This window comes from Streptomyces sp. NRRL WC-3605, assembly GCF_001509795.1.
Lineage (GTDB): Bacteria > Actinomycetota > Actinomycetes > Streptomycetales > Streptomycetaceae > Streptomyces > Streptomyces viridochromogenes.
The window spans coordinates 38,028-63,281 of record NZ_LLZN01000081.1 but is presented as its reverse complement, the minus strand read 5'-3'; the positions used below and the strand labels follow the sequence as shown (position 1 = coordinate 63,281).

Genomic DNA, 25,254 nt, shown 5'->3' with positions numbered 1-25,254 from the left:
AAGTCGGGTTACCGTTCGAGTGGCCGTTGCGGGCTTTTCCCGTTTGACAACAGGGCGGGATGTACCGTCACACTCCGCAGCGTCACCACCACCCGACCCCGGGCGCAACCGATCCTGGGGAGGCCCAGTGTCGACCGGAGAGAAGAGCGAAGTTGTCCCCGACCAGCGAGACCGCACAGGGCGGCCGCCGACTCGTCATCGTCGAGTCGCCTGCCAAGGCGAAGACGATCAAGAGCTATCTCGGCCCCGGCTACGTAGTCGAGGCGAGCGTCGGGCACATCCGCGACCTTCCCAACGGCGCCGCCGAGGTGCCGGAGAAGTACACGGGTGAGGTCCGCCGGCTCGGCGTCGACGTCGAACACGACTTTGCGCCGATCTATGTGGTCAACGCCGATAAGAAGGCTCAGGTCAAGAAGCTCAAGGACCTGCTGAAGGAATCCGACGAGCTCTTCCTCGCCACCGATGAGGACCGCGAGGGCGAGGCCATCGCATGGCACCTCCAGGAGGTGCTGAAGCCGAAGGTCCCGGTCAAGCGGATGGTCTTCCACGAGATCACCAAGGCCGCGATCCAGGCCGCCGTCGCGAACCCCCGCGAGCTGAACCAGAAGCTGGTCGACGCCCAGGAGACCCGCCGCATCCTCGACCGCCTCTACGGCTACGAGGTCTCGCCGGTCCTGTGGAAGAAGGTCATGCCGCGCCTGTCGGCCGGCCGTGTCCAGTCCGTCGCCACGCGCCTCGTCGTGGAGCGGGAACGCGAGCGCATCGCCTTTCGTTCCGCCGAGTACTGGGACCTGACGGGCACCTTCGCGACCGGCCGAGCGGGGGACCCCTCGGACCCGTCGACGCTGGTCGCCCGCCTCCAGACCGTCGACGGCAGGCGGGTCGCGCAGGGCCGCGACTTCGACTCCCTGGGACAACTAAAGAGCGCGAACACCCTCCACCTCGACGAGGCCAACGCCCGCGCGCTGGCCGCCGCCCTGGAGCAGACGCAGTTCGCCGTCCGCTCCGTCGAGTCCAAGCCGTACCGCCGCTCGCCGTACGCCCCGTTCCGTACGACGACGCTGCAGCAGGAGGCGAGCCGCAAGCTCGGCTTCGGCGCGAAGGCCACCATGCAGGTCGCGCAGAAGCTGTACGAGAACGGCTACATCACGTACATGCGTACGGACTCGACGACGCTGAGCGACACCGCGATCGCGGCCGCACGCGCCCAGGTCACGCAGCTGTACGGCGCCGACTACCTGCCCCCGCAGCCCCGCACCTACGCGGGCAAGGTCAAGAACGCGCAGGAGGCGCACGAGGCGATCCGCCCCTCCGGCGACCGCTTCCGCACGCCCGCCGAGACGGGTCTGACCGGCGACCAGTTCAAGCTGTACGAGCTGATCTGGAAGCGGACCGTCGCCTCCCAGATGAAGGACGCGACCGGCAACAGCGTGACCGTCAAGATCGGCGGCACAGCGGCCGACGGCCGGGACGTCGAGTTCAGCGCGTCCGGCAAGACGATCACCTTCCACGGCTTCCTCAAGGCGTACGTCGAGGGCGCCGACGACCCGAACGCCGAGCTCGACGACCGCGAGCGCCGCCTGCCGCAGGTCGGCGAGGGCGACCGGCTGACCGCCGAGGAGATCACGGTCGACGGGCACGCCACCAAGCCCCCGGCCCGCTACACCGAGGCGTCCCTGGTCAAGGAGCTCGAGGAGCGCGAGATCGGCCGCCCGTCGACGTACGCGTCGATCATCGGCACGATCCTCGACCGCGGCTACGTGTTCAAGAAGGGCACGGCGCTCGTCCCGTCCTTCCTGTCCTTCGCCGTGGTCAACCTCCTGGAGAAGCACTTCGGGCGGCTCGTCGACTACGACTTCACCGCCAAGATGGAGGACGACCTCGACCGCATCGCCCGCGGCGAGGCGCAGTCCGTGCCGTGGCTCAAGCGCTTCTACTTCGGCGAGGGCGACGGCCCGGGCATCGGCGGAGCGGCCGAGGCCGGCAACGGCGACGGGGACCACCTCGGCGGCCTCAAGGAGCTGGTGACCGACCTGGGCGCGATCGACGCGCGCGAGGTCTCCTCGTTCCCCGTCGGCAACGGCATCGTGCTGCGCGTCGGCCGCTACGGCCCGTACATCGAGCGCGGCGAGAAGGACACCGAGGAGCACCAGCGCGCGGACATCCCGGAGGACCTGGCGCCCGACGAGCTGTCCGTCGAGCTGGCCGAGGAGCTGCTGGCCAAGCCCAGCGGCGACTTCGAGCTGGGCACCGACCCCGCCACCGGCCACGCCATCGTCGCCAAGGACGGCCGCTACGGCCCGTACGTCACCGAGGTGCTCCCCGAGGGCACCCCGAAGACCGGCAAGAACGCGGTGAAGCCGCGCACCGCCTCCCTCTTCAAGTCGATGTCGCTCGACACGGTGACGCTGGACGACGCGCTGAAGCTGATGTCGTTGCCGCGTGTCGTCGGCAAGGACGCCGAGGGCCAGGAGATCACCGCGCAGAACGGCCGCTACGGCCCGTATCTGAAGAAGGGCACGGACTCGCGGTCGCTGCAGTCCGAGGAGCAGCTCTTCACGATCACGCTGGACGAGGCGCTGGCGATCTACGCCCAGCCCAAGCAGCGCGGCCGCGCGGCCGCCAAGCCGCCGCTGAAGGAACTCGGCACCGACCCGGTGAGCGAGAAGCCCGTCGTTGTCAAGGACGGCCGCTTCGGTCCGTATGTGACGGACGGCGAGACGAACGCGACCCTGCGCTCCGGCGACAGCGTCGAGACGATCACCCCGGAGCGCGGCTTCGAGCTGCTCGCCGAGAAGCGGGCGAAGGGCCCCGCGAAGAAGACGGCGAAGAAGAGCGCCGCCAAGAAGGCCCCGGCCAAGAAGACGGCCGCCAAGAAGACCGCGGCGAAGAAGACGACGACGGCCAAGAAGACGGCGGCGAAGAAGACCGCCGCGAAGGCCACCGCCGCGAACGGGGCGGGCGCCTCCGACACGCCGGTCTCGTCCAGCGAGGACTGAGCCAGGGCGACGGCCTCGGCCGGGAGGGAGCGCGGGTCGGACAACACAGCCCGAATCCGGCGCTCCCGGCGCCGGGTTGGGGGCCCGTACCTCGTTCCGGGTTCGCGAAACGAACGCCTCGGCATCAGTTTGGTGTCGGGGCGGGCGTACGTTCGGGCGGGCGCGCCGGGCTGTCGGTGCGTCCCGATAGGCTGAACGCATGACGCGAGCCGAGCAGCCAACGGCCCATCCCGAAGCCCCCGACGACGCGCTGGTCGCGGACTCCCGAGAGCGTGCCATCCGCGCCCTGCTGCGCCGACCGCAGTTGAAGCGGCTGTGGAGCGCGCAGCTCGTCGGCGGTGTCGGCGACTTCCTCGCGCTGCTGGTGCTGGTCCTGTTGGCCCTTCAGACGGCGATCGCCGAAGGGGCGTTCGACGACGGTTACCGCGGCGCGGCGTTCGCAGTGGCGACGGTCTTCGGTGTGCGCCTCCTGGCCACGCTCCTCTTCGGTGCCGTGCTCCTCGGTCCGCTGACCGCGCTGACCGGCCAGGACGGTCCCCTCGACCGCCGCTGGACCATGGTCGGCGCCGACGGGCTGCGCGCCGCCCTGCTGATCGTCGCCCCCCTCTGGATCGACTGGACCCCGGACAACGCGCTGGCGCTGCTGCTGGTCACCGTCTTCGTGACCGGCGTCGCGGAGCGGTTCTGGACGGTGGCCCGCGAGAGCGCGGCCCCCGCCCTGCTGCCGCCCCCGCCGCCGGAGGGCGCGACCGTACGGCCGCTGCCCGACCACCTCGACGCGCTGCGCCGGCTGTCGCTGCGCACCGCCTTCGTGGCGGTCCCGCTGGCCGCCGTCGCCCTGATCGCCGCGTCCCTGCTGAACAACCTGCTGGGCGCCGGCCTCGACTGGTTCGCCCAGCACCAGGCGGCGCTCGGCTCGTACGTCGCGGCCGGACTGTTCGCCGCGTCGCTGTCCGTCGTCACCTTCCTGGAGCTGCCGGACACGCGCACCCCGCGCGCGCGGTCGCCGCTCGAGGGGCTGCGCCGCCCCAAGACCGGCACCGGTGCCGACAAGGGCCGTACCGGCGCGATCGCCCTGCTCGTGGCGGCGTGCGCGGCCGTCGCCGCCGCGGTGGCCGCCGCCGTCGCCGTGGCCGTCCTGCACGCCAAGGACCTGGGTGGCGGCCCCGTCCTGTACGGCCTGATGGTGCTCGCCCTGACCGGCGGCGTGGTCGCCGGCATCCGTACCGCTCCCTCGGTGCTGCCGGCCCTGTCGCGGCGCCGCCTGCTCGCGCTCGCCGTCGCCGTCACCGGCGTCGCCCTGCTCGCCGCGGGCCTGGTCCCGGACGTCACCACCGTCCTGCTGATCCTCGCCCTGGCCGGATACGGCGCGGGCGTCTCCGCCAACACCGGGCACGCCCTGCTCGACCAGGAGGCCGAGGAATTCCGCCGCCCCCGCACCACGGAGCACCTGCACGCGGTCGTACGGCTGTGCGTCGCGCTCGGCGCGGTGCTCGCCCCGCTGGTGGCCGCGCTCATCGGGCCGCATCGGCTGGAGAGCGGCAAGTTCGTCTTCGCCCACGGGGGCGCCGCCTTCACGCTGATGCTGGTCGGCGCGCTGCTGCTGCCCGTCGCCGTGCTGGTCCTGGCCAAGGTCGACGACCGCTCCGGGGTGCCGCTGCGCAAGGATCTGCGGGACGCCGTCCTCGGCGGGGACGACCCCGAGCAGGTCCCGGCCGACGCCGGTTTCTTCATCGCCCTGGAGGGCGGTGACGGAGCCGGGAAGTCCACCCAGGCCGAGGCGCTGGCCGAGTGGATCCGGGGCAAGGGCCACGAGGTCGTCGTCACCCGCGAGCCCGGGGCCACGCCCGTCGGCAAGCGGCTGCGCTCGATCCTGCTGGACGTGTCGAGCGCCGGCCTGTCGCACCGCGCGGAGGCGCTGCTGTACGCGGCGGACCGCGCCGAGCACGTGGACACCGTCGTCCGGCCCGCGCTGGAGCGCGGCGCCGTCGTGATCTCCGACCGGTACGTCGACTCCTCGGTCGCCTACCAGGGCGCGGGCCGCGACCTGTCCCCGACGGAGATCGCCCGGATCAACCGCTGGGCCACCAACGGCCTGGCCCCCCATCTGACCGTCCTGCTGGACGTGGCGCCGGAGACCGCGCGCGAGCGGTTCACCGAGGCGCCGGACCGGCTGGAGTCGGAGCCGGCGGAGTTCCACGCGCGCGTGCGCTCCGGCTTCCTGACGCTGGCCGCCGCCGACCCCGGCCGCTACCTGGTGGTGGACGGCGCCCAGGAACCCGAGGCCGTCACCACGGTGATCCGGCACCGGCTCGACCAGATGCTCCCCCTCTCCGAGGCCGAGATCCAGGCCCGGGAGGAGGCGCGCCGCAAGGCCGAGGAGGAGGCCCGCCGCAAGGCCGAGGAAGAGGCCGCCCGCAAGGCCGAGGAGGAGCGCCTGGAGCGCGAGCGCCAGGAGCAGCTCGCCCGGCTGCGCGCCGAGGAGGAGGAGCGCAAGCGGCGCGAGCTGGAGGAGGCGCAGCGGCGCGAGGCCGAACGGCAGGCTGAGGAGGCCCGGCAGCGGGCCGAGGAGGCGCAGCGCCGCGCCGAGGAGGAGCGCAAGCGGCTTCTCGCGGAGGAGAAGGCGCGCGCCGAGGAGGAGGCGCGCCGCAAGGCCGAGGAGGAGGCCCGCCGCAAGCAGGCCGAGGAGGAGGCGCGCATCCGCGCCGAGGCCGAGGCGCGGCGCCTGGAGAAGCAGCGAGCGGCGGAGGAGGCCCTGCTGCGGGCCGAGGAGGCCCGGCGGCTCGCCGAGCAGGCCGCGGCCGCCGCACAGGCCGGCCCCCGGCCGACGGCTCCCGCGGCCCCCGCGGCACCGGACGACGCGATGACCGTCCCGACGCCCGTGGTGACCCCGGAACAGGCGGCGGCGGGCAGGGCGGCCGACGAGACGACGGTCCTGCGCCCGGTGCGCGAGGAGGAGCGGCCGCGGGACGAGGAGTCCGCCGCGGAGTCCACCTCGAAGCTGCCCCGGGTGTCGCCGCCGTCCGGCGCCGCCGATGAGACGGCGGTGCTGCCCCCGGTCCCGCCGGGCGCGGCGGACGAGACGGCCGTGCTGCCGCCCGTGCCGCCCGGTGCCGCCGACGAGACGGCCGTCCTGCCGCCGGTGCCGGCGGACGGCTCCGACGACCGTGTCCCGCCGGGCTACTTCCGCGAGGAGGAGCGCACGCGCGAGATGCCCCAGGTCGACGAGACGGGCGCACCGCGCCGCCGGACCCGCTCCGACTGGGCCGAGGAGACCCCGCTCGACGACCTGCCGTCCCTGGCGGACGAACTGCTGGGCCCGCATGAGGACGTGTACGACGACGAGGACGGCGGCGGCCGGGGGAAGGGCCGGGGCCGACGGCGCTGACCCCACGTCGGCTAGGGCAGGGGCCATGGCGCTGACCCGCGTCGGCTGAGGCAGGGGCCGGGGTCGACGGCGCTGCCCCACGTCGGCAGGGGGCAGGGGCGGGAGCGGATGCCGCTGACCCCCACCGGCCCTGGTCGGCGTGGTTGTCAGTGCCGCCCCGCACAATGGACGCGGTGACCCGAAGTGTGACGAAAGGCGGGCGGCGCCCATGACCGTGTGGGACGACCTGGTGGGGCAGGAGCGGATCAGCGAGCAGCTGGACGCCGCCGCCAGGGACGCCGACGCCCTCGTCACGGCCGCGGCCACGGACGCCCCGCCGCCCGAGGCGTCCAAGATGACGCACGCCTGGCTGTTCACCGGCCCGCCCGGCGCGGGCCGGAACCAGGCGGCCAGGGCCTTCGCCGCCGCCCTCCAGTGCGTCAGCCCCGACCGCGCCCTGGGCGGCTCGCCCGGCTGCGGGTTCTGCGACGGCTGCCACACGGCGCTGCTGGGCACGCACGCCGACGTGACCACCGTCGCCGCCGTGGGCTCCCAGATCCTCGCCGACGACATGCGGGACACCGTCCGCAAGTCCTTCACCTCACCGGCGAACGGCCGCTGGCAGGTGATCCTCGTCGAGGACGCCGAGCGGTTGAACGAGAAGTCCGCCAACGCCGTGCTCAAGGCCGTCGAGGAGCCCGCCCCCCGGACCGTGTGGCTGCTGTGCGCGCCGTCCATCGAGGACGTCCTGCCCACGATCCGCTCCCGCTGCCGTCATCTGAACCTGAGCACGCCGTCGGTCGACGCCGTCGCCGACATGCTCGTCCGGCGCGAGGGCGTCGAGCCCGCGGCCGCCGCCGCGGCGGCCCGCGCCACGCAGGGGCACGTCGACCGGGCCCGCAGGCTGGCCACGGACCCGGCCGCGCGGCAGCGCCGGGCCGCCGTCCTCAGACTGCCGCTGCGGCTGGGCGAGATCGGTGCCTGCCTGAAGGCCGCCCAGGAGCTGGTGGACGCGGCCGCCGAGGACGCCAAGCAGCTCGCGGAGGAGACCGACGCCAAGGAGACCGACGAGCTGAAGACGGCGCTGGGCGCGGCCCAGGGCGGGAGGATGCCGCGGGGCACCGCCGGGGTCATGAAGGACCTGGAGGACAAGCAGAAGCGCCGCCGCACCAGGACGCAGCGCGACAGCCTGGACCTCGCGCTGACCGACCTCACGGCGTTCTACCGGGACGTCCTCGCCCTCCAGCTCGGCTCCCGGGTGGCCCTCGCCAACACGGATGTCGAGGACGCCCTGGAGCGTCTGGCCCGGGAGAGCTCACCGGAGTCCACGCTCCGCCGGATCGAGGCGATCGCCGCGTGCCGGGACGCCCTGGACGGCAACGTGGCGCCGCTGCTCGCGGTGGAGGCGATGACGATGGCGCTCAGAGCGGGCTGACGGCTCGGAGCGGGCCCACGGCGCGGGCGGGCTGACGACCGGGCTGATTCCAGGGCCTCGAGGTGACCGAGGTGACCGAGGTGACCGTGCGCGTAACACGTACGAGCGGAGACTTGCACGGAGAGCTTCCGTGCGACTCCATAGAGTTACCCTCGCCAGATGCACACCTGGCGCAGCACCTCAGCTCACCCCGGCCCGGCCCCGAGCACGCCGGGCGCACGTGACCGCCGTCGCCGCTCCCGGCGGGCGAGCACCCTCGGCGCCCTGCTCGGCGTCGCCGCGCTGCTCGTCTCGGCCTGCTCCTCCGGCGGATCCGCGAAGCCGGCCGGGCACCCGGCGGCGGGGGCGGCCCTGGCCGCGCTGCCGCGGTCGACACCGGCGGCGCTCGCGCCGTACTACGACCAGAAGCTGACCTGGCGGGCGTGCGGCGTGCCCGGGTTCCAGTGCGCCACGCTGAGGGCGCCGCTCGACTACGCCAAGCCGGATGCCGGGCAGACCCGGCTCGCCGTGGCCCGCAAAAAGGCCACCGGCCCCGGCGAACGGCTCGGATCACTCCTGGTGAACCCGGGCGGTCCGGGCGGTTCGGCCATCGCCTACCTCCAGCAGTACGCCGGGATCGGCTACCCGCTCGACGTCCGGGCCCATTACGACATGGTGGCCGTCGACCCGCGCGGGGTCGCCCGCAGCGAGCCCGTCGAATGCCTCGACGGCCGGCAGATGGACCGCTACACGCAGACCGACTTCACGCCGGACGACGAGCAGGAGGTCGGCGAGCTCGTCGACGCGTACAAGAGGTTCGCAGAGGGGTGCGGGGCGGACGCCCCCGGTCTGCTGCGCCATGTCTCGACCACCGAGGCGGCGCGCGACATGGACCTCCTGCGCGCGGTGCTCGGCGACGAGAAGCTGGCGTATGTGGGCGCGTCGTACGGCACCTTCCTCGGGGCTACGTACGCCGGCCTGTTCCCCGACCGGGTGGGGCGGATGGTCCTGGACGGCGCGATCGACCCGTCCCTGCCCGCCCGGCGGATGAACCTCGACCAGACGGCGGGCTTCGAGACGGCGTTCCGGGCGTTCGCCCGGGACTGCGTCCGGCAGGAGGACTGCCCCCTGGGCGACGAGGCGAAGAACGTGGGCACCAACCTCAAGGCGTTCTTCAGGAAGCTCGACGCACGGCCCGTCGCGACCGGCGACACCGACGGCCGCAAGCTCGGCGAGTCCCTGGCCACCACGGGCGTGATCGCGGCGATGTACGACGAGGGCGCCTGGCCGACCCTGCGGGACGCGCTGAACTCGGCGATGCGCGAGAACGACGGCTCCGGACTGCTCGCCCTGTCCGACAGCTACTACGAGCGGGACGCCGACGGCCGCTACACGAACCTGATGTTCGCCAACGCCGCCGTGAACTGCCTGGACCTGCCGTCGGCCTTCTCCACCCCGGACGAGGTCCGCAAGGCCCTGCCGGCCTTCGAGAAGGCGTCCCCGGTGTTCGGCGAGGGCCTGGCCTGGGCCACCCTGAACTGCGCGTACTGGCCGGTCGCCCCCACGGGGCAGCCGCAGCGCATCGAGGCGAGGGGCGCGGCCCCGATCCTCGTGGTCGGCACGACCCGCGACCCGGCGACCCCGTACCGCTGGTCCCGTGCCCTCTCCCGCCAGCTCTCCTCGGCCCGCCTCCTGACCTACGACGGCGACGGGCACACGGCGTACGGGCGGGGCAGCACGTGCGTCGACCGCACGATCAACACGTACCTCGTCCGGGGGAAGGCTCCGGCCCAGGACAAGCGCTGCTGACACCCCGCGCCCGCGTCCCGGCTCCGCCCCCGTGCCGCCGCCCTGCCGCGCCGGAAGCGGGACTCAGAGGCGGTGCGGGGGGTGGGCCGGGGGCTGGTTCGGAGCACCACAGAAACTGTGTAGACTTACCGACGTTGCTGATCGCACCATAGTGCGGACAGCGCGCCGCCTTAGCTCAGATGGCCAGAGCAACGCACTCGTAATGCGTAGGTCTCGGGTTCGAATCCCGAAGGCGGCTCCATCCGAAGCCCAGCTCAGAAGTCCCTGAGCTGGGCTTTTCGCGTCAGCGGATAGGGCGACGGCGCAGGGCCCGTTCCAGTACGCGGTGAGTGCGTCGCCGGTCTTCGCGGCCGGGCGGCGCTCCCGGCGTCAGCGCCCATCGCCGTCTCGCGGTTCATGCGAGACGGCTTCTCGGGATTGCGGACGGCGTCGAGGCCGGTGACGAGGCCGGCGTCCAGACGGTGGGCCACGATCGTGTCTGTCCGATGACCTGGGGTTTTTCTGCAAGGTGTGGCACTTCGGTCTCGCTGCGGGCCGACCGGCGCCGATCGGCCCGGGAGAGAGCGCACTGGAGTCAGACGGCGTGAGAGCCGATCCGGTTGTGCGCCCTCGGGACCATCAGGTTCGGCCGCCGTCCGTCTCTCGGGCGACACATCCTGTCCCACAGGGTGATGCCCTCAACTCGTCCGCACGAGAGGGTTGGTGTGTCTCATACGGACCAGCCCCAAGGATCTTCCGCACGTGCGCCCACGCCCTGTTCCCGCCTGCGTCCTCGGCAGCTCCCACGCGGAGCCGGTCGTCACCGCCGGGCATGACCCGGACCGGTACGCGGAGATGGGGTCGTTCACCAAGGTCGTCACCGCGACCGTCCTTCAGCGGCTGTCCGAACAGGGCGTGGTCGCGCTCGACGATCCCGTCGACCGGTGGCTCGGCGTTCCGGCGGGGACGGGCATCACCCTGCGCCACCTCGCGGGACACACGTCGGGGCTGCCTCGCGTGCCGCCCGGCACCGCGCGGTTCGACCCCTACCGGAAGTTCACCGGCGACCGGCTGCGCACGCTGCTCTCCGGGCTCGACCGCCTCGTCACCAGCCCCGCCGGAGAGCGGGAGGAGTACTCCAACCTCGGCTACGCCGTGCTCGGAGCCGCACTGACCGCGGCGGCCGGGCGGCCGTACATGGATCTCGTCGCCGAGCACCTGCTGTCGCCCCTCGGTCTGCCGCACGACGCGATGGTCGTCGCACCACCGAGGCACAGTCGATCGCTGCCGACCAGGCGGTTCGGGCGCAGCGCGGAGCCGTGGACCATGTCGGGAGCGATCCTGCCCGCGGGAGGTCTGTGGGCGAGCCCTCGGACGATGGCCCGGGTGCTGACCGGACTTGTGGTCGACCGCTGTCTGGGGGAGCCCGTTCTCGGCTGGCAGCGGACTGGACCGCTGCCCCTGATATGGCACAACGGGGGGACCGGTACGGCCTCCATGTTCGCCGGCGCCCTGCCCGACGGCCGCTGGACGGTGGTCCACCGGCTGTGCACCGCGTACGACGAGACGGACGGCCTCGGCCTGGACGAGCTGCGTGCCGCCACATCTGCCTGACCGGGAAGGAATCCATGGGTCACGAGAACCCCTCCACCACGCCGGACCAGCCTCCGGTCTCCGTCAGCGGCGATGCCTGGCCGGTGCTGCCGCTCGGCCTGGCCGCCCTGCTGCTGCGCACCCTCGGTGACCACACCTGGGCGTACGCCGTGGGGGCCGTGATCGGCGCGTTCGGGTTGGTCGCGGCGGTGGTCGGCCTCGGCGTGTGCGTGGGCGCTCTGCGACGGGGGGCCGACGTCGGCAAGGCCGTCTGGGCGGGCGTGCTGTTGCTGGTCGGCGGGTTCGCCGTGGTGCATCAGCTGGCGACCGCCTGGTGAGACGTCGAGGGTAAGTGGGGCTACATCCCTCGGAGTTGGGCGGTGCTCGCGGGCTGTCGCTCCGTCGTGTGACGGTCTGACGGTTACCTCCAATAACCCGCCGCGCCCTTTGGCGGCCCTCAGCCCTGCGGTGCCGTGCCGGCCGTCGCTAGCGTCCCCGTATGAAGCGACGTACACGTGTCGGGGCGCGGCGTATCAGGGACTTACAGCGCGTGCGGGACAAGGTGCTCAGCCGGCGGGAGAGCCGCCGGTCGGGGGGCTGGCGCAGGCGGCTGGGGCGGCGGGCGGAGCGTGCGCGGCCCTGGCTGCAGTTCCTCGCCGACGTGGCCGCGCTGCTCGCCAAGGTGGTGCGGTAGCGCGTAGGCCGGCCCTCCTTCGGTGGCCCGGCGGATTCATCTGCCGCCAAGTTCTGACCATGGCACGGCACGGGCGTTGACCCGGCCTCCGGCCGCCAGCAGAATGAGCGCGCGCTCTTGAGAGCGCTCTCAGAAGTGCGTCGCTTCCAGCTCCGGCCGAGGGAGATCCATGACCGACTTCAGCGACAGACAGGGCCCGGCGCTCAGCCGCCGAGGGCTCCTCGGGGCCGGCATCGGTGCCGCCGTGCTCACCGCGGCCGGCGCGGGCACCGCGCACGCGGGTGTCCCCTCCGGCGGGAGCGGCACCGGGTCGGCCGGGCGGCGGGCCGCGGCCTTCCTCGCCGCCTGCATGGACGCCTACCCCGAGCAGGGCGGCATCCGGCTCGCCCAGAGCTACACCGACCAGGCCGGCCTCTTCAGCACCGCCTTCACCTACGACAACGGGCTCGCGGTCCTCGCCCTGCTCGCCGCGCGGACGCCGGACGCGCACGCCCGCGCGGTCGCGCTCGGGGACGCGCTGCTGTACGCGCAGGCGCACGACCCCGAGCACGACGACGGGCGGCTGCGGCAGGCGTACAACGTGGGGCCGTACACCTTCTACGACGGCTCGCTCCAGCCCGACGGGTTCGTGCGGGCGGACGGCACGGCCAACGTGGGGACGCAGTTCGGGTTCACGGGGACGGCCGTCGGCGACATGGCCTGGGCCGGGATCGCGCTGGCCGCGCTGGCCGGACGGACCGGCAGGCGCCGCTTCCGTGACGGCGCCGTGCGGATCGGGGAGTGGATCGAGCGCAACGGGCGTACGGACGACGAACCCCTCGGCGGCTACAAGTTCGGCGTCGACGGGGCCGGGGCGAAGCTCCCGTTCTCCTCCACCGAGCACAACACCGACCTGGTCGGTCTCTTCGGCCGGCTCGCCCGGCTCACGGGGGACCGGGTCTGGCGCGAGCGGCGGGCTCACGCGCGGGCCTTCGTGGAGCGGATGTGGGAGGCGGACGGCGGCTTCTTCTACACCGGCACCAACGACGGGGTGAGCGTCAACCGCTCGCCGGTCCCCGAGGACACGCAGACCTGGACGTACCTCGCCCTCGACGCGCGGTCCCGGGCCGGCTCCCTGGACTGGGCCGCGCGTCACCTCGCCGTCCTCGACCACGCGGGCCGGCCCAACAGCACGGTCCCGGCAGGGCAGTCGTACGAGGGTGTCACCTTCAGCTCGGCCAGTCTCCTCGCCGACGAGAGCGCCCCGATCGCCGACGGGCAGCCCGAGCCGGACCGCAACGGCGTGTGGTTCGAGGGCACCGCCCACCTCGCGCTCTCCCTGCGCGACCGGCACGGCCGGGGTGACGAGGCCCGGGCACGGCGGCTGCTCGCCTCGATCGAGCGGGCCCAGGACCGGCTCGGCGGCGGCCAGACCGTCGGCGGGCGCGCCCTGCCCGCGCGGGCCGGGGTGCTCTCGGCAAGCAGCCCGATCGACACCGGGTTCGGGTTCGGGTACTACCCGTACCGGCATCTGGGGGCGACGGCCTGGTACGTGATGGCGGCCGAGCGCTTCAATCCGCTGCGGGCCTGACCGCGGCGGGGGCGAACGCGGCACGGCGTCCCGGTGAACCACTAGCATCACGGCGGTGACGGCCGGCAGCACGCCGGTGACGGTGGTAGCCGGACGAGAGGCGCGAGGGACGGGCATGACGGAACCGAGGATCGCCGTGGCCGTGGTGACCATGGGCAACCGGCCCGCGGAGGTCGACGCGCTGCTGGAGTCCGTGGCCAAGCAGGACCTCGCCCCCCACCGCATCGTGGTCGTCGGCAACGGCTGCCCGCTGCCCGAGTTCGCGGAACGCCTGTCGCTGCCCGGCGAGTTCACCGGCATCGAACTCGACGAGAACCTCGGCTGCCCCGGCGGACGCAACGCCGCCCTGGAGCGGCTGCGCGCGTTCGGGGACGTCGACGTCGTGGTGGAACTGGACGACGACGGGCTGCTCGTCGACGCCGATGTGCTGCGCCGGGTACGGGACCTGTACGCCGCCGACGACCGTCTCGGCATCGTCGGGTTCCGTATCGCCGACGAGAACGGCGAGACCCAGCAGCGGCACGTGCCGAGGGTCGGCAAGTCCGATCCGCTGCGCGGCGGTTACGTCACCGGTTTCCTCGGCGGCGGGCACGCGCTGAGCATGGCGATGCTGGCGCAGACCGGTGACTGGCCCGCGCGCTTCTTCTTCGCGCACGAGGAGACCGACCTGGCGTGGCGGGCCGTCGACGCCGGCTGGCGCATCCTCTACGCGCCCGAACTCCTCCTCCAGCACCCGAAGACCTCGCCGGCCCGGCACGCCATCTACTACCGCGTGAACGCCCGCAACCGGGTCTGGCTGACGCGCCGTCGGCTGCCGCTCCCGCTCATCCCGGTCCATCTGGGGATCTGGGTGCTGCTCACGCTCGCCCGCACCCGGTCGGCGGCCGGTCTGCGGGCCTGGTTCGGCGGCTTCCTGGAGGGCGTCAGGGAGCCGGCGGGCGAGCGGCGGCCCATGCGCTGGCGCACGGTGGTACGCCTCACCCGGCTGGGCCGGCCTCCGGTCCTCTGAGGACACGGCGGAGCGACCGGCACGTCCTCACTTCGCGTCCGCGTAGCACTCCACGACCGCCGTGGTGAACGGGAACCGCACCGGCGTGTCCCCGAACGTGAGCCGTCCGGCGAGCGCGGACGCCTCGCGGATCGCGGCCACGACGGCCTCGGCCTCCTCCTCGGGGCAGTGCACGATCACCTCGTCGTGCTGGAAGAAGACCAGCTCGGCCGCCATGTCCGCACAGGACTGGCGCAGCGCGGCGAGCAGCAGCAGGGCCCAGTCGGCGGCGCTGCCCTGAACGACGAAGTTGCGGGCGAAGCGGCCGCGGGCGCGGGCGTTCGTGGAGGCGTAGCCGGGCACCCAGTCCTGGGGTGTGGACCCGTCGGCCGGGCCGTCCGGAGCCGAGGGGGTGTCCGGGGCGGGGATGCCCGCCTCCTCGGCGGCCTCCTCCGACGCGCCGGCGGCCGGGGGCGAGGTGCGTCCCAGCCAGGTCCGCACGAGCCGCCCTTCCTCCCCGGCCCGCGCCGCGTCGTCGACGTACGCGACCGCGCGGGGGAAGCGGCGGCGGAGCGCGGCGAGGTTCTTCAGTCCGTCACCGGAGGTCTGGCCGTAGACGGCGCCCAGGACGGCGAGCTTGGCCTGGGCGCGGTCGCCGGAGAACGCGCGGTCGGAGACTGCCTGGTAGAGGTCGCTCTCCCGTGAGGCGACCTCCATCAGCCCGGGGTCCCGGGAGATCGCGGCGAGCACGCGGGGCTCCATCTGGTCGGCGTCGGCGACGACGAGCCGCCAGCCCGGGTCGGCGACGACCGCGCGCCGGATCACCTTGGGGATCTGCAGGGCGCCCCCGCCGTTGGTGACCCAGCGCCCGGTGACGGTGCCGCCCGCGAGGAACTCGGGGCGGAACCGCCCGTCGCGCACCCAGTCCTGGAGCCAGGACCAGCCGTGCGCGACCCAGATCCGGTACAGCTTCTTGTACTCGATGAGGGGCTTCACCGCGGGATGGTCGACGGACTGGATCTCCCAGCGCCGGGTCGACCGGACCTTGACGCCGGCCTGGGCGAACGCCTTGATCACGTCGGCGGGCAGATCGGGCCGCACCCGGCGCCCGAACGCGGCCGACACCTCGTCCGCCAGCTCGGCCAGCCGGCGTGGCTCCCCGCCGCCCGCGTACCGCTCGCCGAGCAGGTCGGTGAGCACCTGGCGGTGGACGTCGGCGCTCCAGGGCAGCCCGGCGCGGTTCATCTCCGCGGCGACGAGCATGCCCGCGGACTCGGCGGCGGTCAGCAGGCGCATGCGGTCGGGGTGGGCGGTCCGGTCGTGCCGCCGCTGCTGGTCGGCGTACACCTCGGCCAGGTCGGCGAGCGGCACGGGGACCGTCTGCGGGTCGAACAGGGAGGACTGGGCGCCGGGCTCGGCGGCGCGCTGCGGCGGGTCGGGCGGCACGGGGCCGCCGCGCAGCCGGGCGAGGGCGGCGGCGGCCGACCGGGGCGCGCCGTGCCGCCCCTCGTGGCCGAGGAGGAGGGTCTCGGCGTCCTCGATGTCGTAGCACCGCTCGACGCGGACGCCCGCGGCGAGGAGGCGCGGATAGACCTCGGCGGTGGACCGCCACACCCAGCGGGTGACTCCGGGCCGGGCGCGCACCGCCTCCGCGAGGTCGGGTGCGCGCAGCGGCGGTGCGGCGAGCAGCCCGTCCGGGCCGAGGGGGGCGATCTGCGCGCCGTCGTCCTCGGCCGGGGCGAGCGCCCACCGGTCGGTCATGCCGCGAGTGTGGCACCCGGGTCTGACATCGGCCTCAGTCCTGTGCCGTGCCGTCCTCGCCGGCCGCCTCCCGGGTGGTCTGCTCACCGCTGCGGAGGTACTGCGAGAGGGCTTCGGCGATGAACGCCTCGGCCCCCGCCTTGGTGATGCCGAGGCCGGACAGGACGCCGGAGCCGTTCTCGAACTCCAGCAGGGCCAGCAGGACGTGCTCGGTGCCGATGTAGTTGTGGCCGAGGCGCAGGGCTTCGCGGAAGGTGAGCTCCAGGACCTTCTTGGCGTCGGAGCCGTAGGGGATGAGCTCGGGGACCTCGTCGGCGGCGGGCGGCAGGGCGGCGGTGGCGGCCTGCCGCACGGAGTCCAGGAGGACGCCCCGGTCCAGGATGGCCTTCGCGGCGATCCCGTCGGGCTCGGCCAGCAGGCCGAGGACCAGGTGCTCGGGGCGTCCCTCGGGGTTGCGGGCCGCGATGGCCTCGTTGTGGGCGGCCATCACCACGTTGCGGGCGCGCGGGGTGTAGCGGCCGAAGCCCTGCTGGGGGTCGAGGTCGTTGCCCTCCTTGGGCACGAACCGCTTCTGCGCGGCCTGCCGGGTGACGCCCATGCTCCGGCCGATGTCGGTCCAGGAGGCGCCGGAGCGCCGGGCCTGGTCCACGAAGTGGCCGATCAGGTGATCGGCCACCTCACCGAGGTGGTCGGCGGCGATCACGGCGTCCTGGAGCTGGTCCAGGGGCTCCTCGTGAACCTTCTTGATGGCCGCGATGAGTTCGTCGAGCCGGACGGATGACGTGATGCTGGGGTTCGTCGACATGTGTCAACCGTAGGTTGACAGTCCTCAGGTGTCAACCCATGGTTGACAGGGGGATCGCGTGAACAGACTTACGATCGCCTGGTGAGCACGCCCAGCACCGTCGACCGCGCCTTCGAGGCCGCCCTCTACGACACCGGGCACGCGACGCTCGACACGGGCGCCTCGCTGCTCGCCGCCGACCCCGCGTCCGACACCGAACTCGCCCGTCGTGGCGAGGAGTTCGTGGCGGCGGCCTGGCGGCGCGGCTGGCAGCCCGCAGACGTCGTACGGCTGGTGCGGCGCGACCTGGACGACCTGCACATCCGCCTGCTGGCGGCGCTGGTCCGTGCCCAGGCGCCCCGGGACCGGGCGCGCGGCCCCCGCTGGCGGGCCCAGCTCGACGACCTGCCCGGCGAGGCACCGGCCCGCACCGACCGCTTCTCGCACGCGACCGCCGTCCTGGAGCTGTACCGCCTGCTGCTGCGCCTGCCCGCGCTGGAGCCCCTGGAGGAGACGGCCGCCCCGTCCGGCGCCGCCGCCCGCCCGGAGTCCCGCATGCTCACCCGGGTCCGCGCGCTGCTCGCGAAGGCCGAGGCGACCGGGTTCCCTCAGGAGGCCGAGGCGCTGACCGCCAAGGCGCAGGAGCTGATGGCCCGGCACAGCATCGACGAGGCGCTGGTCGCCTCCCGTGCGCCGGCCGGGGCCGCCGCCGCCGCGCCGGGCGCCTGCCGGATCGGCGTGGAGCCGCCGTACGAGCAGGCCAAGGCCGTGCTGCTGGACGCGGTGGCGCGGGCCAACCACTGCCGGGCCGTGTGGAACGAGCCGTTCGGCTTCTCCACCGTCGTCGGGTTCGAGGCGGACCTGGAGGTGGTGGAGCTGCTGTACACCTCGCTGCTGGTGCAGGCCCAGACCGCGATGACCAAGGCGGAGGCGGCCCAGCGGGCGGGCGGCCGCAAGCGGACCAAGACCTTCCGGCAGTCGTTCCTGGCGGCCTATGCCCATCGGGTGAGCACCCGTCTCACCGCCGCCGCGCGGACGCAGCTGACCGACGACCTGCTGCCGGTCCTGGCGTCCCGCGACGTGGCGGTCACCGACCGCCTGGACCGGATGTTCCCGGAGACGACGACGACCCGGCTGCGCGGGGTGAGCGACGACGCGGGCTGGACGGAGGGTTCGGAGGCGGCCGACCGGGCCCGGGTGGACCCGCGCCGGCCGCTGACCTGAGCGTCGTCAGTCGGTCGACTGCTGGAAGCCGGTCACCGAGGCGTCCGGCGTGCGCCCGTCGCTCTTCAGGGCCACGGCGCCGTACGCCCACTCGAAGCTCTCGGTCTTCGCGGCCCCGGGCAGCCGGACCGCGGCCGACCGTGCCGCGAGAGAGGTGTCGCCGCCCTCCTCGCCGCGGACGTAGGTGAGCGTGAAGGCCAGCGAGGCGCCCTTGGCGAAGGTCGCCTTCCCGGCCGAGGCGGCGTCGGCGGCCGGGACCGCGGCGGTCGTGTCCCCGGCGACCAGCTCGACGCCGGGCAGGCCCTCCACGGTGCACGGGGCGTCCCCGCGGTTGGTGACGGTGACGGGGACGTTGCCGGTGTCCCCGGCGGCGGGCGCGGCGTTGGCGGGCCCGAAGCGCACGGCGAGATCGGCGACGCAGCCGGCACCGGCCGCCTTGTCCTCGGTGTTCTTGTCGTTCCCGGCGCTGTCGCAGGAGGTCAGGAGGAGCGCCGCGGCGAGGGCGGCGACGGTGGCGGTGACGGAGATGGTGCGCATGGAGTCCTCGGGAGTCGCGTCGGTGAGCCGGTCACCGATGGGACATCACGATCCCAGACCGGCCGTGGGCAGGCCCGTGGGCAGTTTGCCACCCTCCGCCTTGGTGTACGTCTCGACGCCGAGGCCGCCTTCCCAGGTCACCTTCAGCTCGCCCCCGCCGACGGAGTCGACGGTCCCGGCCGCCCGGTCCTTGCTGCCGTCCGTGCACTTCAGGCGGATGGTCCGCTTGCCGCCCTGCTCGCCGGCCGTTCCGCTGCACACGGAGCCGCCGGTCGCGAAGAGCCCGGCCTTGTCACCGGTGACCACCAGGGCGACGGCCTTGCCGTCGGTGGTCGCGAGCCAGCTGCCCTCCAGATCGCCGGCGGACGAGGCCGAACCGCCTCCCGAGCCCTCGCCCGTGCCGCCACCGGTGCCGGCGTCGGCGCTGGTCGGGGCGCCGCTGGGAGTGGAGTCGCCGTCCGAGTCGCCGCCCCCGCCGCACGCGGTGAGCGCGAGCACGCCCGCGAGGGACGCGGCCACGGCCACGCTCCTCACCCACCGGCCCGACGTGGTGCGCGTACGCGAGAAAAGCGCCGAGGTCACTGAGAGCCCCCAAGCTGTAGCGGTCGGCATGGCCGGATCGGCCGAGCCTGGCCGAAACGTCCGCAGCAAGTTACCAGGGAGTCGGTTCATGGTCCCGGGGAAGGACGGGACTTCTGTGCGGAGTGCCGGGCACGCGGAGCCCGGCTGACAGGTAGGGGATTTCCTACGGTTGACGCGTAGGGAATCGCCTACCTATTCTCGGATCATGACCATCACCCACGCCTCTTTCATCACGCTCCCCGTCGCCGACCAGGACCGTGCCCTGCGCTTCTACACCGACGTCCTCGGCTTCCGCGTCGCCGCCGACCTCGCCACGCCCCAGGGCAGATGGCTCCAGGTCGCGCCCGAGGGCGCCCAGACGGTCTTCACGCTGTCCGGCCCCGGGATGGGCGGCTTCGAGCCGGGCACGACACGGGGGATCATGCTGGTCACCACCGACGTCGACGCGGACTGCGCACGGCTCGCGGAGGCCGGGGTCGCCGTACAGGGCCCGGACGACGTGCCCTGGGGGCGCATGGCAGGCTTCCAGGACCCCGACGGCAACGGCCTGATGCTGCTGACGGAGGCCGCTCACTGACCGGAGAGGGACGGGCATGACCACGACCGGGGTCCAGGAGGCGCCGCAGGACCGCGTCTTCGCCGCGCTGGCCAACGGCACCCGCCGCGAGGTGCTGCGGCTGCTCCGCGAGGGCGGGCCCCAGGCCGTCCAGGACCTGGCCGCGCACTTCGACATGCGCCGGCCCAGCCTGTCGGAGCATCTGCGGGTGCTCCGCGAGGCCGGGCTGGTCTCCGAGCAGCGGTCCGGCCGGCAGCGCATCTACCGGCTGGAGGCGGCCCCGCTCGCCGATGTGCAGGACTGGCTCCATCCGTACGAGCGGTTCTGGCGCGAGCGTCTGAAGGACCTCGGCGATCTGCTCGACCGCATGCCCGACGATGACCCGACATGAGCACAGACCCGGGCCACGGCCCCGATCCGGCCTTCGAGCCCCCCGAGGACGACCTCACCGTCATCCGGGTGGACCAGTACTTCCCCCACCCGCCCGCCAAGGTCTGGCGCGCCCTGACCGAGCCCGATCTGCTCGTGCAGTGGCAGATGCAGGGGGTGGAGGCGTTCCGGCTGGAGGTCGGGCACCGGTACACGATGACGTCCGTGCCACGGCCGAACACCGACTTCTCCGGCACGGTCGAGGCGGAGGTCCTCGCCTACGCTCCCGAACGGATGCTGAGCGTCCGCTGGCGTGACGTCTCTCCGGCCAACTCCGCTGACTGGACGGTTACTTGGAGTTTGGAACAAGAAGGGCGAGGAACACGTCTTTTTCTAGTGCACGAGGGGTTCGATCCGGACGACCCCGCTCAGCTCATGGCGCGGAAGATCATGGGCGGGGGCTGGCGCACTCATGTGATGCGATCCCTGGGGCACGCGCTGGAACGCATGGACCACCCGCGTACGTCCCAGGAGTAACCACGGGAACACTCGGCGTGCACGTGCATCTGCTCATGCAGTTGCACGTGAACAGAGCTATGATCCGAAAGCAGTTGTCCGGCACACACACCACTGCATCACCTCATGCCTCAACGCCTCATGGCGGAGAGCCACCGCACCATCGGGGAGCGACCTGTGGACCACGACGTGTACAACGGCATGGCGGCCACGGAGCTGGACGGGGTGGCCTGGCAGAAGAGCAGGCACAGCAACTCCCAGGGCTCCTGCGTGGAGTTCGCGCGGCTGCCCGGCGGAGATGTCGCCGTGCGCAACTCACGCTTTCCCGACGGCCCGGCCCTCGTGTACACCCGGGCCGAGATCGAGGCGATGCTCCTCGGGGTCAAGGACGGCGAGTTCGACCACCTGGTCGTGGGCTGACGCCTCGCGGGCGCGCCCAGGGCGCGGAGGGGCGCCGCCCCGGCCGTGATGACGCGCGTAGAACCCGCACATCACGGCACGCGGCGCCTCGTCAGTCCGCGGTGCCCGTGCAGGCGCCGGGCTGGAGGCGGAAGAGCGCCCAGACCACCTTGCCGCTCAGGGTGCCCGCCATCGGGTGCCAGCCCCAGCCGTCGCTGAAGGACTCCACGAGGAACAGCCCTCGGCCGGACTCCGCCGAGAAGTCCTCCGAGTCGCGCGCGACCGGGCTGTCGTGACTGGGGTCGCGTACCGCGCACACCAGCCGCTCGGTCCACCGCATCAGGTGCAGCCGCACCGGCGGGGGCTGCTCGCAGGCGCGGGGGGCGTTCGACGGCAGGGCGTGCCGCAGGGCGTTGGTCACCAGCTCGGAGACCACGAGGCAGACGTCGTCGAAGCGGTCGCCCAGTTCCCACTGGTCCAGGGTGCGGCGTGTGAAGCCGCGGGCTTCCCGGACGGCTTCGTAGCGGGCCGGCAGGGCGCAGGAGGCGGCGTTGGAGACGGCTGCGGGGTCCAGTGGAGGAAGGCCCTGCCGTAACGGCTCGAGCATGGTCGATCCATTCGTCCCCATGCGAGGCACTCCCGGGAGTTCGCGGTCGTGGCGATGCAGCGGTTGCGCGGGACCATGGTTTCGGAAGCCAACGGCAGATGCAAGGGCAGATGCACGTGCACGTGACCGAATTGGACCTTCCCGTACCGCTTGTTGGCCATTTTTTCCGCCAACTTCACCTCCTCTTCTTGTCTTCCGCTGACTGCTTCACGAGTGGAATCCTTGGCTTCTTTCCGTCTCTGTAATCGGGCGAGTACTGCTCGAAGTGTTTTAGTGGCAGACTGCGGGCCGGGAAGACGGTTGGGGAGGCTGGCGAACGTGAGCGCGGGAGAGCCCGGATCGGTGGTGCGGCGCATGCTGCTCGGCTCGCAACTGAGGCGACTGCGGGAAGCGCGCGGGATCACCCGTGAAGCGGCGGGGTACTCGATCCGTGCGTCCGAGTCGAAGATCAGCCGGATGGAGCTGGGCCGGGTGAGCTTCAAGACACGTGACGTGGAAGACCTGTTGACGCTGTACGGCATCACGGACGAGCAGGAGCGCGCCTCCCTGCTCTCGCTGGCCCGCGAGGCCAATGTCGCCGGCTGGTGGCACAGCTACTCGGACGTCCTGCCCAGCTGGTTCCCCACCTACGTCGGCCTGGAGGGCGCCGCCAGCTCGATCCGCGCCTACGAGGTGCAGTTCGTGCACGGTCTGCTGCAGACCGAGGCGTACGCGCACGCGGTCGTGAAGCGCGGCATGAAGGGCGCGAGCGCGTCCGACGTCGACAAGCGCGTCGCGCTGCGCCTGGAGCGGCAGAAGTACCTCGTCGCGGAGAACGCCCCCGAGTTCCACATCGTCCTCGACGAGGCGGCGCTGCGCCGGCCGTACGGGGACCGCGAGGTGATGCGCGGCCAGCTCCAGCACCTCATCGAGATCTCCGAGCGTCCCAACGTCCGGCTGCAGATCATGCCGTTCGGCTTCGGCGGGCACTCCGGCGAGTCCGGCGCCTTCACCATCCTCAGCTTCCCCGAGTCCGACCTCTCGGACGTCGTCTACCTGGAGCAGCTCACGAGCGCGCTCTACCTCGACAAGCGCGAGGACGTCGCCCAGTACGAGCTCGCCCTCAAGGAGCTCCAGCAGGACAGTCCGGGACCGGACGAGAGCCGGGATCTTCTCCGGGGACTCCTTCAACTCTCTTGAAACACACGTACGATGACGTGTGATCAGACCGTGAGGACGATCACGATGGCGACCGGGCCGATCGGATGTCTGCAAGGGATTGAGGGATCACATGTCGTCCTATTTCACCGACCTGGCTCAGCAGTACATCGACGGTGAGTGGCGCCCGGGCACAGGCTCCTGGGACATCATCGACTTCAACCCGTACGACGGTGAGAAGCTGGCGTCGATCACGATAGCCACGGTCGACGAGGTGGACGAGGCGTACCGGGCGGCGGCCCGCGCCCAGGAGCAGTGGGCGGCGACCAACCCCTACGCCCGGCGCGCGGTCTTCGAGAAGGCGCTGCGCGTGGTCGAGGAGCGCGAGCAGGAGATCGGCGACGTGATCGTCGCCGAGCTGGGCGGCACCCGGCTCAAGGCCGCGTTCGAGCTGCACCTGGCCAAGGAGTTCCTGCGTGAGGCGGTGCATCTGGCGCTGCGTCCCGAGGGCCGGATCATCCCGTCGCCGGTGGACGGCAAGGAGAACCGCGTCTACCGGGTGCCGGTCGGTGTCGTCGGTGTCATCAGCCCGTTCAACTTCCCCTTCCTGCTCTCCCTGAAGTCGGTCGCCCCGGCCCTCGCGCTCGGCAACGGCGTGGTGCTCAAGCCACACCAGAACACCCCGATCGTCGGCGGTTCGCTGGTCGGGAAGATCTTCGAGGAGGCGGGTCTTCCGGCCGGTCTGCTCAACGTCGTCATCACCGACATCGCCGAGATCGGCGACGCGTTCATCGAGCACCCCGTCCCCAAGGTCATCTCCTTCACCGGCTCGGACAAGGTCGGCCGGCACGTCGCCACCGTCTGCGCCTCGCACTTCAAGCGCTCGGTGCTCGAACTCGGCGGCAACAGCGCGCTGGTGGTCCTGGACGACGCCGACCTCGACTACGCCGTCGACGCGGCCGTCTTCAGCCGCTTCGTCCACCAGGGCCAGGTCTGCATGGCGGCGAACCGCGTCCTCGTGGACCGTACGGTCGCCGACGCGTTCACCGAGAAGTTCGTCGCCAAGGTGAAGTCCCTCAAGGTGGGCGACCCGCGCGACCCCGAGACCGTCATCGGCCCGGTCATCAACTCCTCGCAGGCCGAGGCGCTCACCGGCACCGTCGCCCAGGCCCTCGCCGAGGGCGCGACGGCCCTGGTGCACGGCACGGCCACGGACAACCTGGTCGAGCCGTCCGTCCTGACCGACCTCCCGGCCGACTCCGCGCTGCTGCGGCAGGAGGTCTTCGGCCCGGTCGTCTTCCTCGTGCCGTTCGACGGCGAGGAGGAGGCCGTACGGCTGGTCAACGACACCCCGTACGGCCTGAGCGGCGCCGTGCACACGGCCGACGTCGAGCGCGGTGTCGCCTTCGCCAAGCGGATCGACTCCGGCATGTTCCACGTGAACGACGGCACCGTCCACGACGAGCCGATCGTCCCCTTCGGCGGCGAGAAGCACTCCGGTGTCGGCCGACTGAACGGCGAGACCATGCTGGATGCCTTCACCACCATGAAGTGGATCTCCGTGCAGCACGGCCGCAGCGGGTTCCCGTTCTAACCTGGGCGGCATGTCAGCCATCCGCCTCCTCGTCCTGGGCGCGGTCCGTATGCACGGCCGCGCCCACGGCTACCAGGTGCGCAACGACCTGGAGTACTGGGGCGCGCACGAGTGGTCCAACGCCAAGCCGGGCTCGATCTACCACGCGCTCAAGCAGATGGCGAAGCAGGGACTGCTGTACGCGCACGAGATCGCCCCGTCCACGGCGGGCGGTCCGCCGCGCACCGAGTACGAGGTGACCGGCGAGGGCACCGAGGAGTACTTCCGGCTGCTGCGCGAGGCGCTGGTCACCTACGACCAGCGCGGCGACATGAAGACGGCCGCCGTGGGCTTCCTGGTGGACCTGCCGCGCGCGGAGGCCGTGGAGCTGCTGCGCGAGCGCGTGCGGCGGATCGAGGAGTGGCGGACGGCGGTCCTCAAGCACTACGTGCCCGAGGAAGGCGCCGAACAGCTCGGCCACATCGGCGAGATCATGAACATGTGGGTCCACACCGCCGACTCCGAGGGCGAGTGGACGCGCGGGCTCATCGAGCGTGTCGAGGGCGGCGCCTACACCTTCGCGGACGAGGGCGAGCCGTTCGTCGGCCTCCTGGCCGGTGAGGAGAACCCGTACGCCACTGGTGAGCGGCACCCCGAGGACGACCTCTAGGGGGTGTCTTGCCGATCAGGCCGCGCCTCGCCGCGTTGTCGTCGGTCGCCGATGCGCCGCATCGACTCCCTCCTCCGCCTTGCGATGCACGGCACCAGACACCGGGAGCTGACCCGGCCTGATCGG

Annotated in this window: 22 protein-coding genes, 1 tRNA gene and 1 pseudogene; 18 read left to right on the top strand and 6 right to left on the bottom strand. The window is 72.6% G+C overall.

Annotated elements, in window-relative coordinates:
* The first annotated feature begins 152 nt into the window (after positions 1-152).
* From topA to ADL34_RS27480, 5 genes are all read left to right on the top strand, one after another.
* Positions 153-2,999: a type I DNA topoisomerase gene (gene topA, locus ADL34_RS27500; protein WP_062673102.1), complete on the top strand. Its 2,847-nt coding sequence runs from the start codon at positions 153-155 to the stop codon at positions 2,997-2,999.
* 199 nt (positions 3,000-3,198) lie between these two features.
* A complete protein-coding gene (tmk, locus tag ADL34_RS27495) occupies positions 3,199-6,387 on the top strand; it encodes a dTMP kinase (RefSeq protein WP_062673103.1) in 3,189 nt (1,062 codons plus the stop codon).
* A 208-nt stretch (positions 6,388-6,595) separates the two neighbouring features.
* Positions 6,596-7,801 (top strand): DNA polymerase III subunit delta', encoded by a 1,206-nt coding sequence (locus ADL34_RS27490; protein WP_062673105.1) that lies wholly within the window; start codon positions 6,596-6,598, stop codon positions 7,799-7,801.
* 159 nt (positions 7,802-7,960) lie between these two features.
* Positions 7,961-9,589 (top strand): alpha/beta hydrolase, encoded by a 1,629-nt coding sequence (locus ADL34_RS27485; protein ID WP_079034417.1) that lies wholly within the window; start codon positions 7,961-7,963, stop codon positions 9,587-9,589.
* A gap of 164 nt (positions 9,590-9,753) precedes the next feature.
* Positions 9,754-9,830: transfer RNA gene (locus ADL34_RS27480), tRNA-Thr, on the top strand.
* A 136-nt stretch (positions 9,831-9,966) separates the two neighbouring features.
* Here the strand turns inward: ADL34_RS27480 and ADL34_RS36875 are convergent.
* Positions 9,967-10,068: pseudogene (locus ADL34_RS36875) on the bottom strand (RNA polymerase subunit sigma-24); the annotation flags it as partial.
* Between the two features lie 262 nt (positions 10,069-10,330).
* Here ADL34_RS36875 and ADL34_RS27475 point away from each other — a divergent pair.
* From ADL34_RS27475 to ADL34_RS27460, 5 genes are all read left to right on the top strand, one after another.
* Entirely contained in the window at positions 10,331-11,182 is an 852-nt protein-coding gene (locus ADL34_RS27475; RefSeq protein WP_062673107.1) for a serine hydrolase domain-containing protein, read from the top strand.
* A gap of 14 nt (positions 11,183-11,196) precedes the next feature.
* Positions 11,197-11,499 carry a hypothetical protein gene (locus ADL34_RS27470; RefSeq protein WP_062673109.1) on the top strand — a complete coding sequence of 101 codons (303 nt, stop codon included), beginning with the start codon at positions 11,197-11,199 and terminating at the stop codon, positions 11,497-11,499.
* 212 nt (positions 11,500-11,711) lie between these two features.
* Positions 11,712-11,855: a hypothetical protein gene (locus tag ADL34_RS36450; RefSeq protein ID WP_199835643.1), complete on the top strand. Its 144-nt coding sequence runs from the start codon at positions 11,712-11,714 to the stop codon at positions 11,853-11,855.
* Positions 11,856-12,024: 169 nt separating this feature from the next.
* Positions 12,025-13,425, top strand: coding sequence for a hypothetical protein (locus ADL34_RS27465; RefSeq protein WP_062673111.1), 1,401 nt, complete (start codon positions 12,025-12,027; stop codon positions 13,423-13,425).
* 115 nt (positions 13,426-13,540) lie between these two features.
* Positions 13,541-14,434 (top strand): glycosyltransferase family 2 protein, encoded by an 894-nt coding sequence (locus ADL34_RS27460; protein ID WP_062673113.1) that lies wholly within the window; start codon positions 13,541-13,543, stop codon positions 14,432-14,434.
* A gap of 27 nt (positions 14,435-14,461) precedes the next feature.
* On the opposite strand, the gene ADL34_RS27455 is transcribed toward ADL34_RS27460, so the two are convergent.
* Both ADL34_RS27455 and ADL34_RS27450 read right to left on the bottom strand, forming a co-directional pair.
* Positions 14,462-16,174 carry a bifunctional 3'-5' exonuclease/DNA polymerase gene (locus ADL34_RS27455; protein ID WP_062673115.1) on the bottom strand — a complete coding sequence of 571 codons (1,713 nt, stop codon included), beginning with the start codon at positions 16,172-16,174 and terminating at the stop codon, positions 14,462-14,464.
* 34 nt (positions 16,175-16,208) lie between these two features.
* The gene (locus ADL34_RS27450) at positions 16,209-16,979 is read right to left on the bottom strand and encodes a Clp protease N-terminal domain-containing protein (RefSeq protein WP_062673117.1); all 771 of its coding nucleotides are present in this window, start codon (positions 16,977-16,979) and stop codon (positions 16,209-16,211) included.
* A gap of 81 nt (positions 16,980-17,060) precedes the next feature.
* On the opposite strand from ADL34_RS27450, the gene ADL34_RS27445 reads away from it, so the two are divergent.
* Positions 17,061-18,182, top strand: a complete 1,122-nt coding sequence (locus ADL34_RS27445; protein WP_062673119.1) for a DUF2786 domain-containing protein — start codon at positions 17,061-17,063, stop codon at positions 18,180-18,182.
* A gap of 6 nt (positions 18,183-18,188) precedes the next feature.
* Here the strand turns inward: ADL34_RS27445 and ADL34_RS27440 are convergent, their stop codons facing one another.
* Both ADL34_RS27440 and ADL34_RS27435 read right to left on the bottom strand, forming a co-directional pair.
* Positions 18,189-18,719, bottom strand: a complete 531-nt coding sequence (locus ADL34_RS27440) for a DUF4232 domain-containing protein (RefSeq protein ID WP_062673121.1) — start codon at positions 18,717-18,719, stop codon at positions 18,189-18,191.
* Positions 18,720-18,764: 45 nt separating this feature from the next.
* The gene (locus ADL34_RS27435; RefSeq protein ID WP_234375118.1) at positions 18,765-19,244 is read right to left on the bottom strand and encodes a hypothetical protein; all 480 of its coding nucleotides are present in this window, start codon (positions 19,242-19,244) and stop codon (positions 18,765-18,767) included.
* Between the two features lie 262 nt (positions 19,245-19,506).
* Here ADL34_RS27435 and ADL34_RS27430 point away from each other — a divergent pair, with 262 nt between their 5' ends.
* The 4 genes from ADL34_RS27430 (at position 19,507) to ADL34_RS27415 (ending at position 21,162) form a co-directional block, all read left to right on the top strand.
* Positions 19,507-19,878 carry a VOC family protein gene (locus ADL34_RS27430; protein ID WP_062673125.1) on the top strand — a complete coding sequence of 124 codons (372 nt, stop codon included), beginning with the start codon at positions 19,507-19,509 and terminating at the stop codon, positions 19,876-19,878.
* Between the two features lie 16 nt (positions 19,879-19,894).
* Positions 19,895-20,248, top strand: a complete 354-nt coding sequence (locus ADL34_RS27425; protein ID WP_062673127.1) for an ArsR/SmtB family transcription factor — start codon at positions 19,895-19,897, stop codon at positions 20,246-20,248.
* A complete protein-coding gene (locus ADL34_RS27420; RefSeq protein WP_062673129.1) occupies positions 20,245-20,763 on the top strand; it encodes an SRPBCC family protein in 519 nt (172 codons plus the stop codon). Before ADL34_RS27425 ends, ADL34_RS27420 begins: the two co-directional genes overlap by 4 nt.
* A 120-nt stretch (positions 20,764-20,883) precedes the next feature.
* The gene (locus tag ADL34_RS27415) at positions 20,884-21,162 is read left to right on the top strand and encodes a DUF397 domain-containing protein (RefSeq protein WP_062673133.1); all 279 of its coding nucleotides are present in this window, start codon (positions 20,884-20,886) and stop codon (positions 21,160-21,162) included.
* 91 nt (positions 21,163-21,253) lie between these two features.
* Here ADL34_RS27415 and ADL34_RS27410 read toward each other — a convergent pair whose 3' ends face one another.
* Entirely contained in the window at positions 21,254-21,769 is a 516-nt protein-coding gene (locus ADL34_RS27410) for an ATP-binding protein (RefSeq protein WP_079034419.1), read from the bottom strand.
* Positions 21,770-22,102: 333 nt separating this feature from the next.
* Between ADL34_RS27410 and ADL34_RS27405 the strand changes: the two genes are divergently transcribed.
* The 3 genes from ADL34_RS27405 (at position 22,103) to ADL34_RS27395 (ending at position 25,128) form a co-directional block, all read left to right on the top strand.
* A complete protein-coding gene (locus ADL34_RS27405; protein ID WP_062673215.1) occupies positions 22,103-22,927 on the top strand; it encodes a helix-turn-helix domain-containing protein in 825 nt (274 codons plus the stop codon).
* A 91-nt stretch (positions 22,928-23,018) separates the two neighbouring features.
* Positions 23,019-24,479: an aldehyde dehydrogenase family protein gene (locus tag ADL34_RS27400; RefSeq protein WP_062673137.1), complete on the top strand. Its 1,461-nt coding sequence runs from the start codon at positions 23,019-23,021 to the stop codon at positions 24,477-24,479.
* Positions 24,480-24,489: 10 nt separating this feature from the next.
* Complete coding sequence (locus tag ADL34_RS27395) at positions 24,490-25,128, top strand: PadR family transcriptional regulator (protein WP_062673139.1); 639 nt, start codon at positions 24,490-24,492, stop codon at positions 25,126-25,128.
* Positions 25,129-25,254 lie beyond the last annotated feature (126 nt).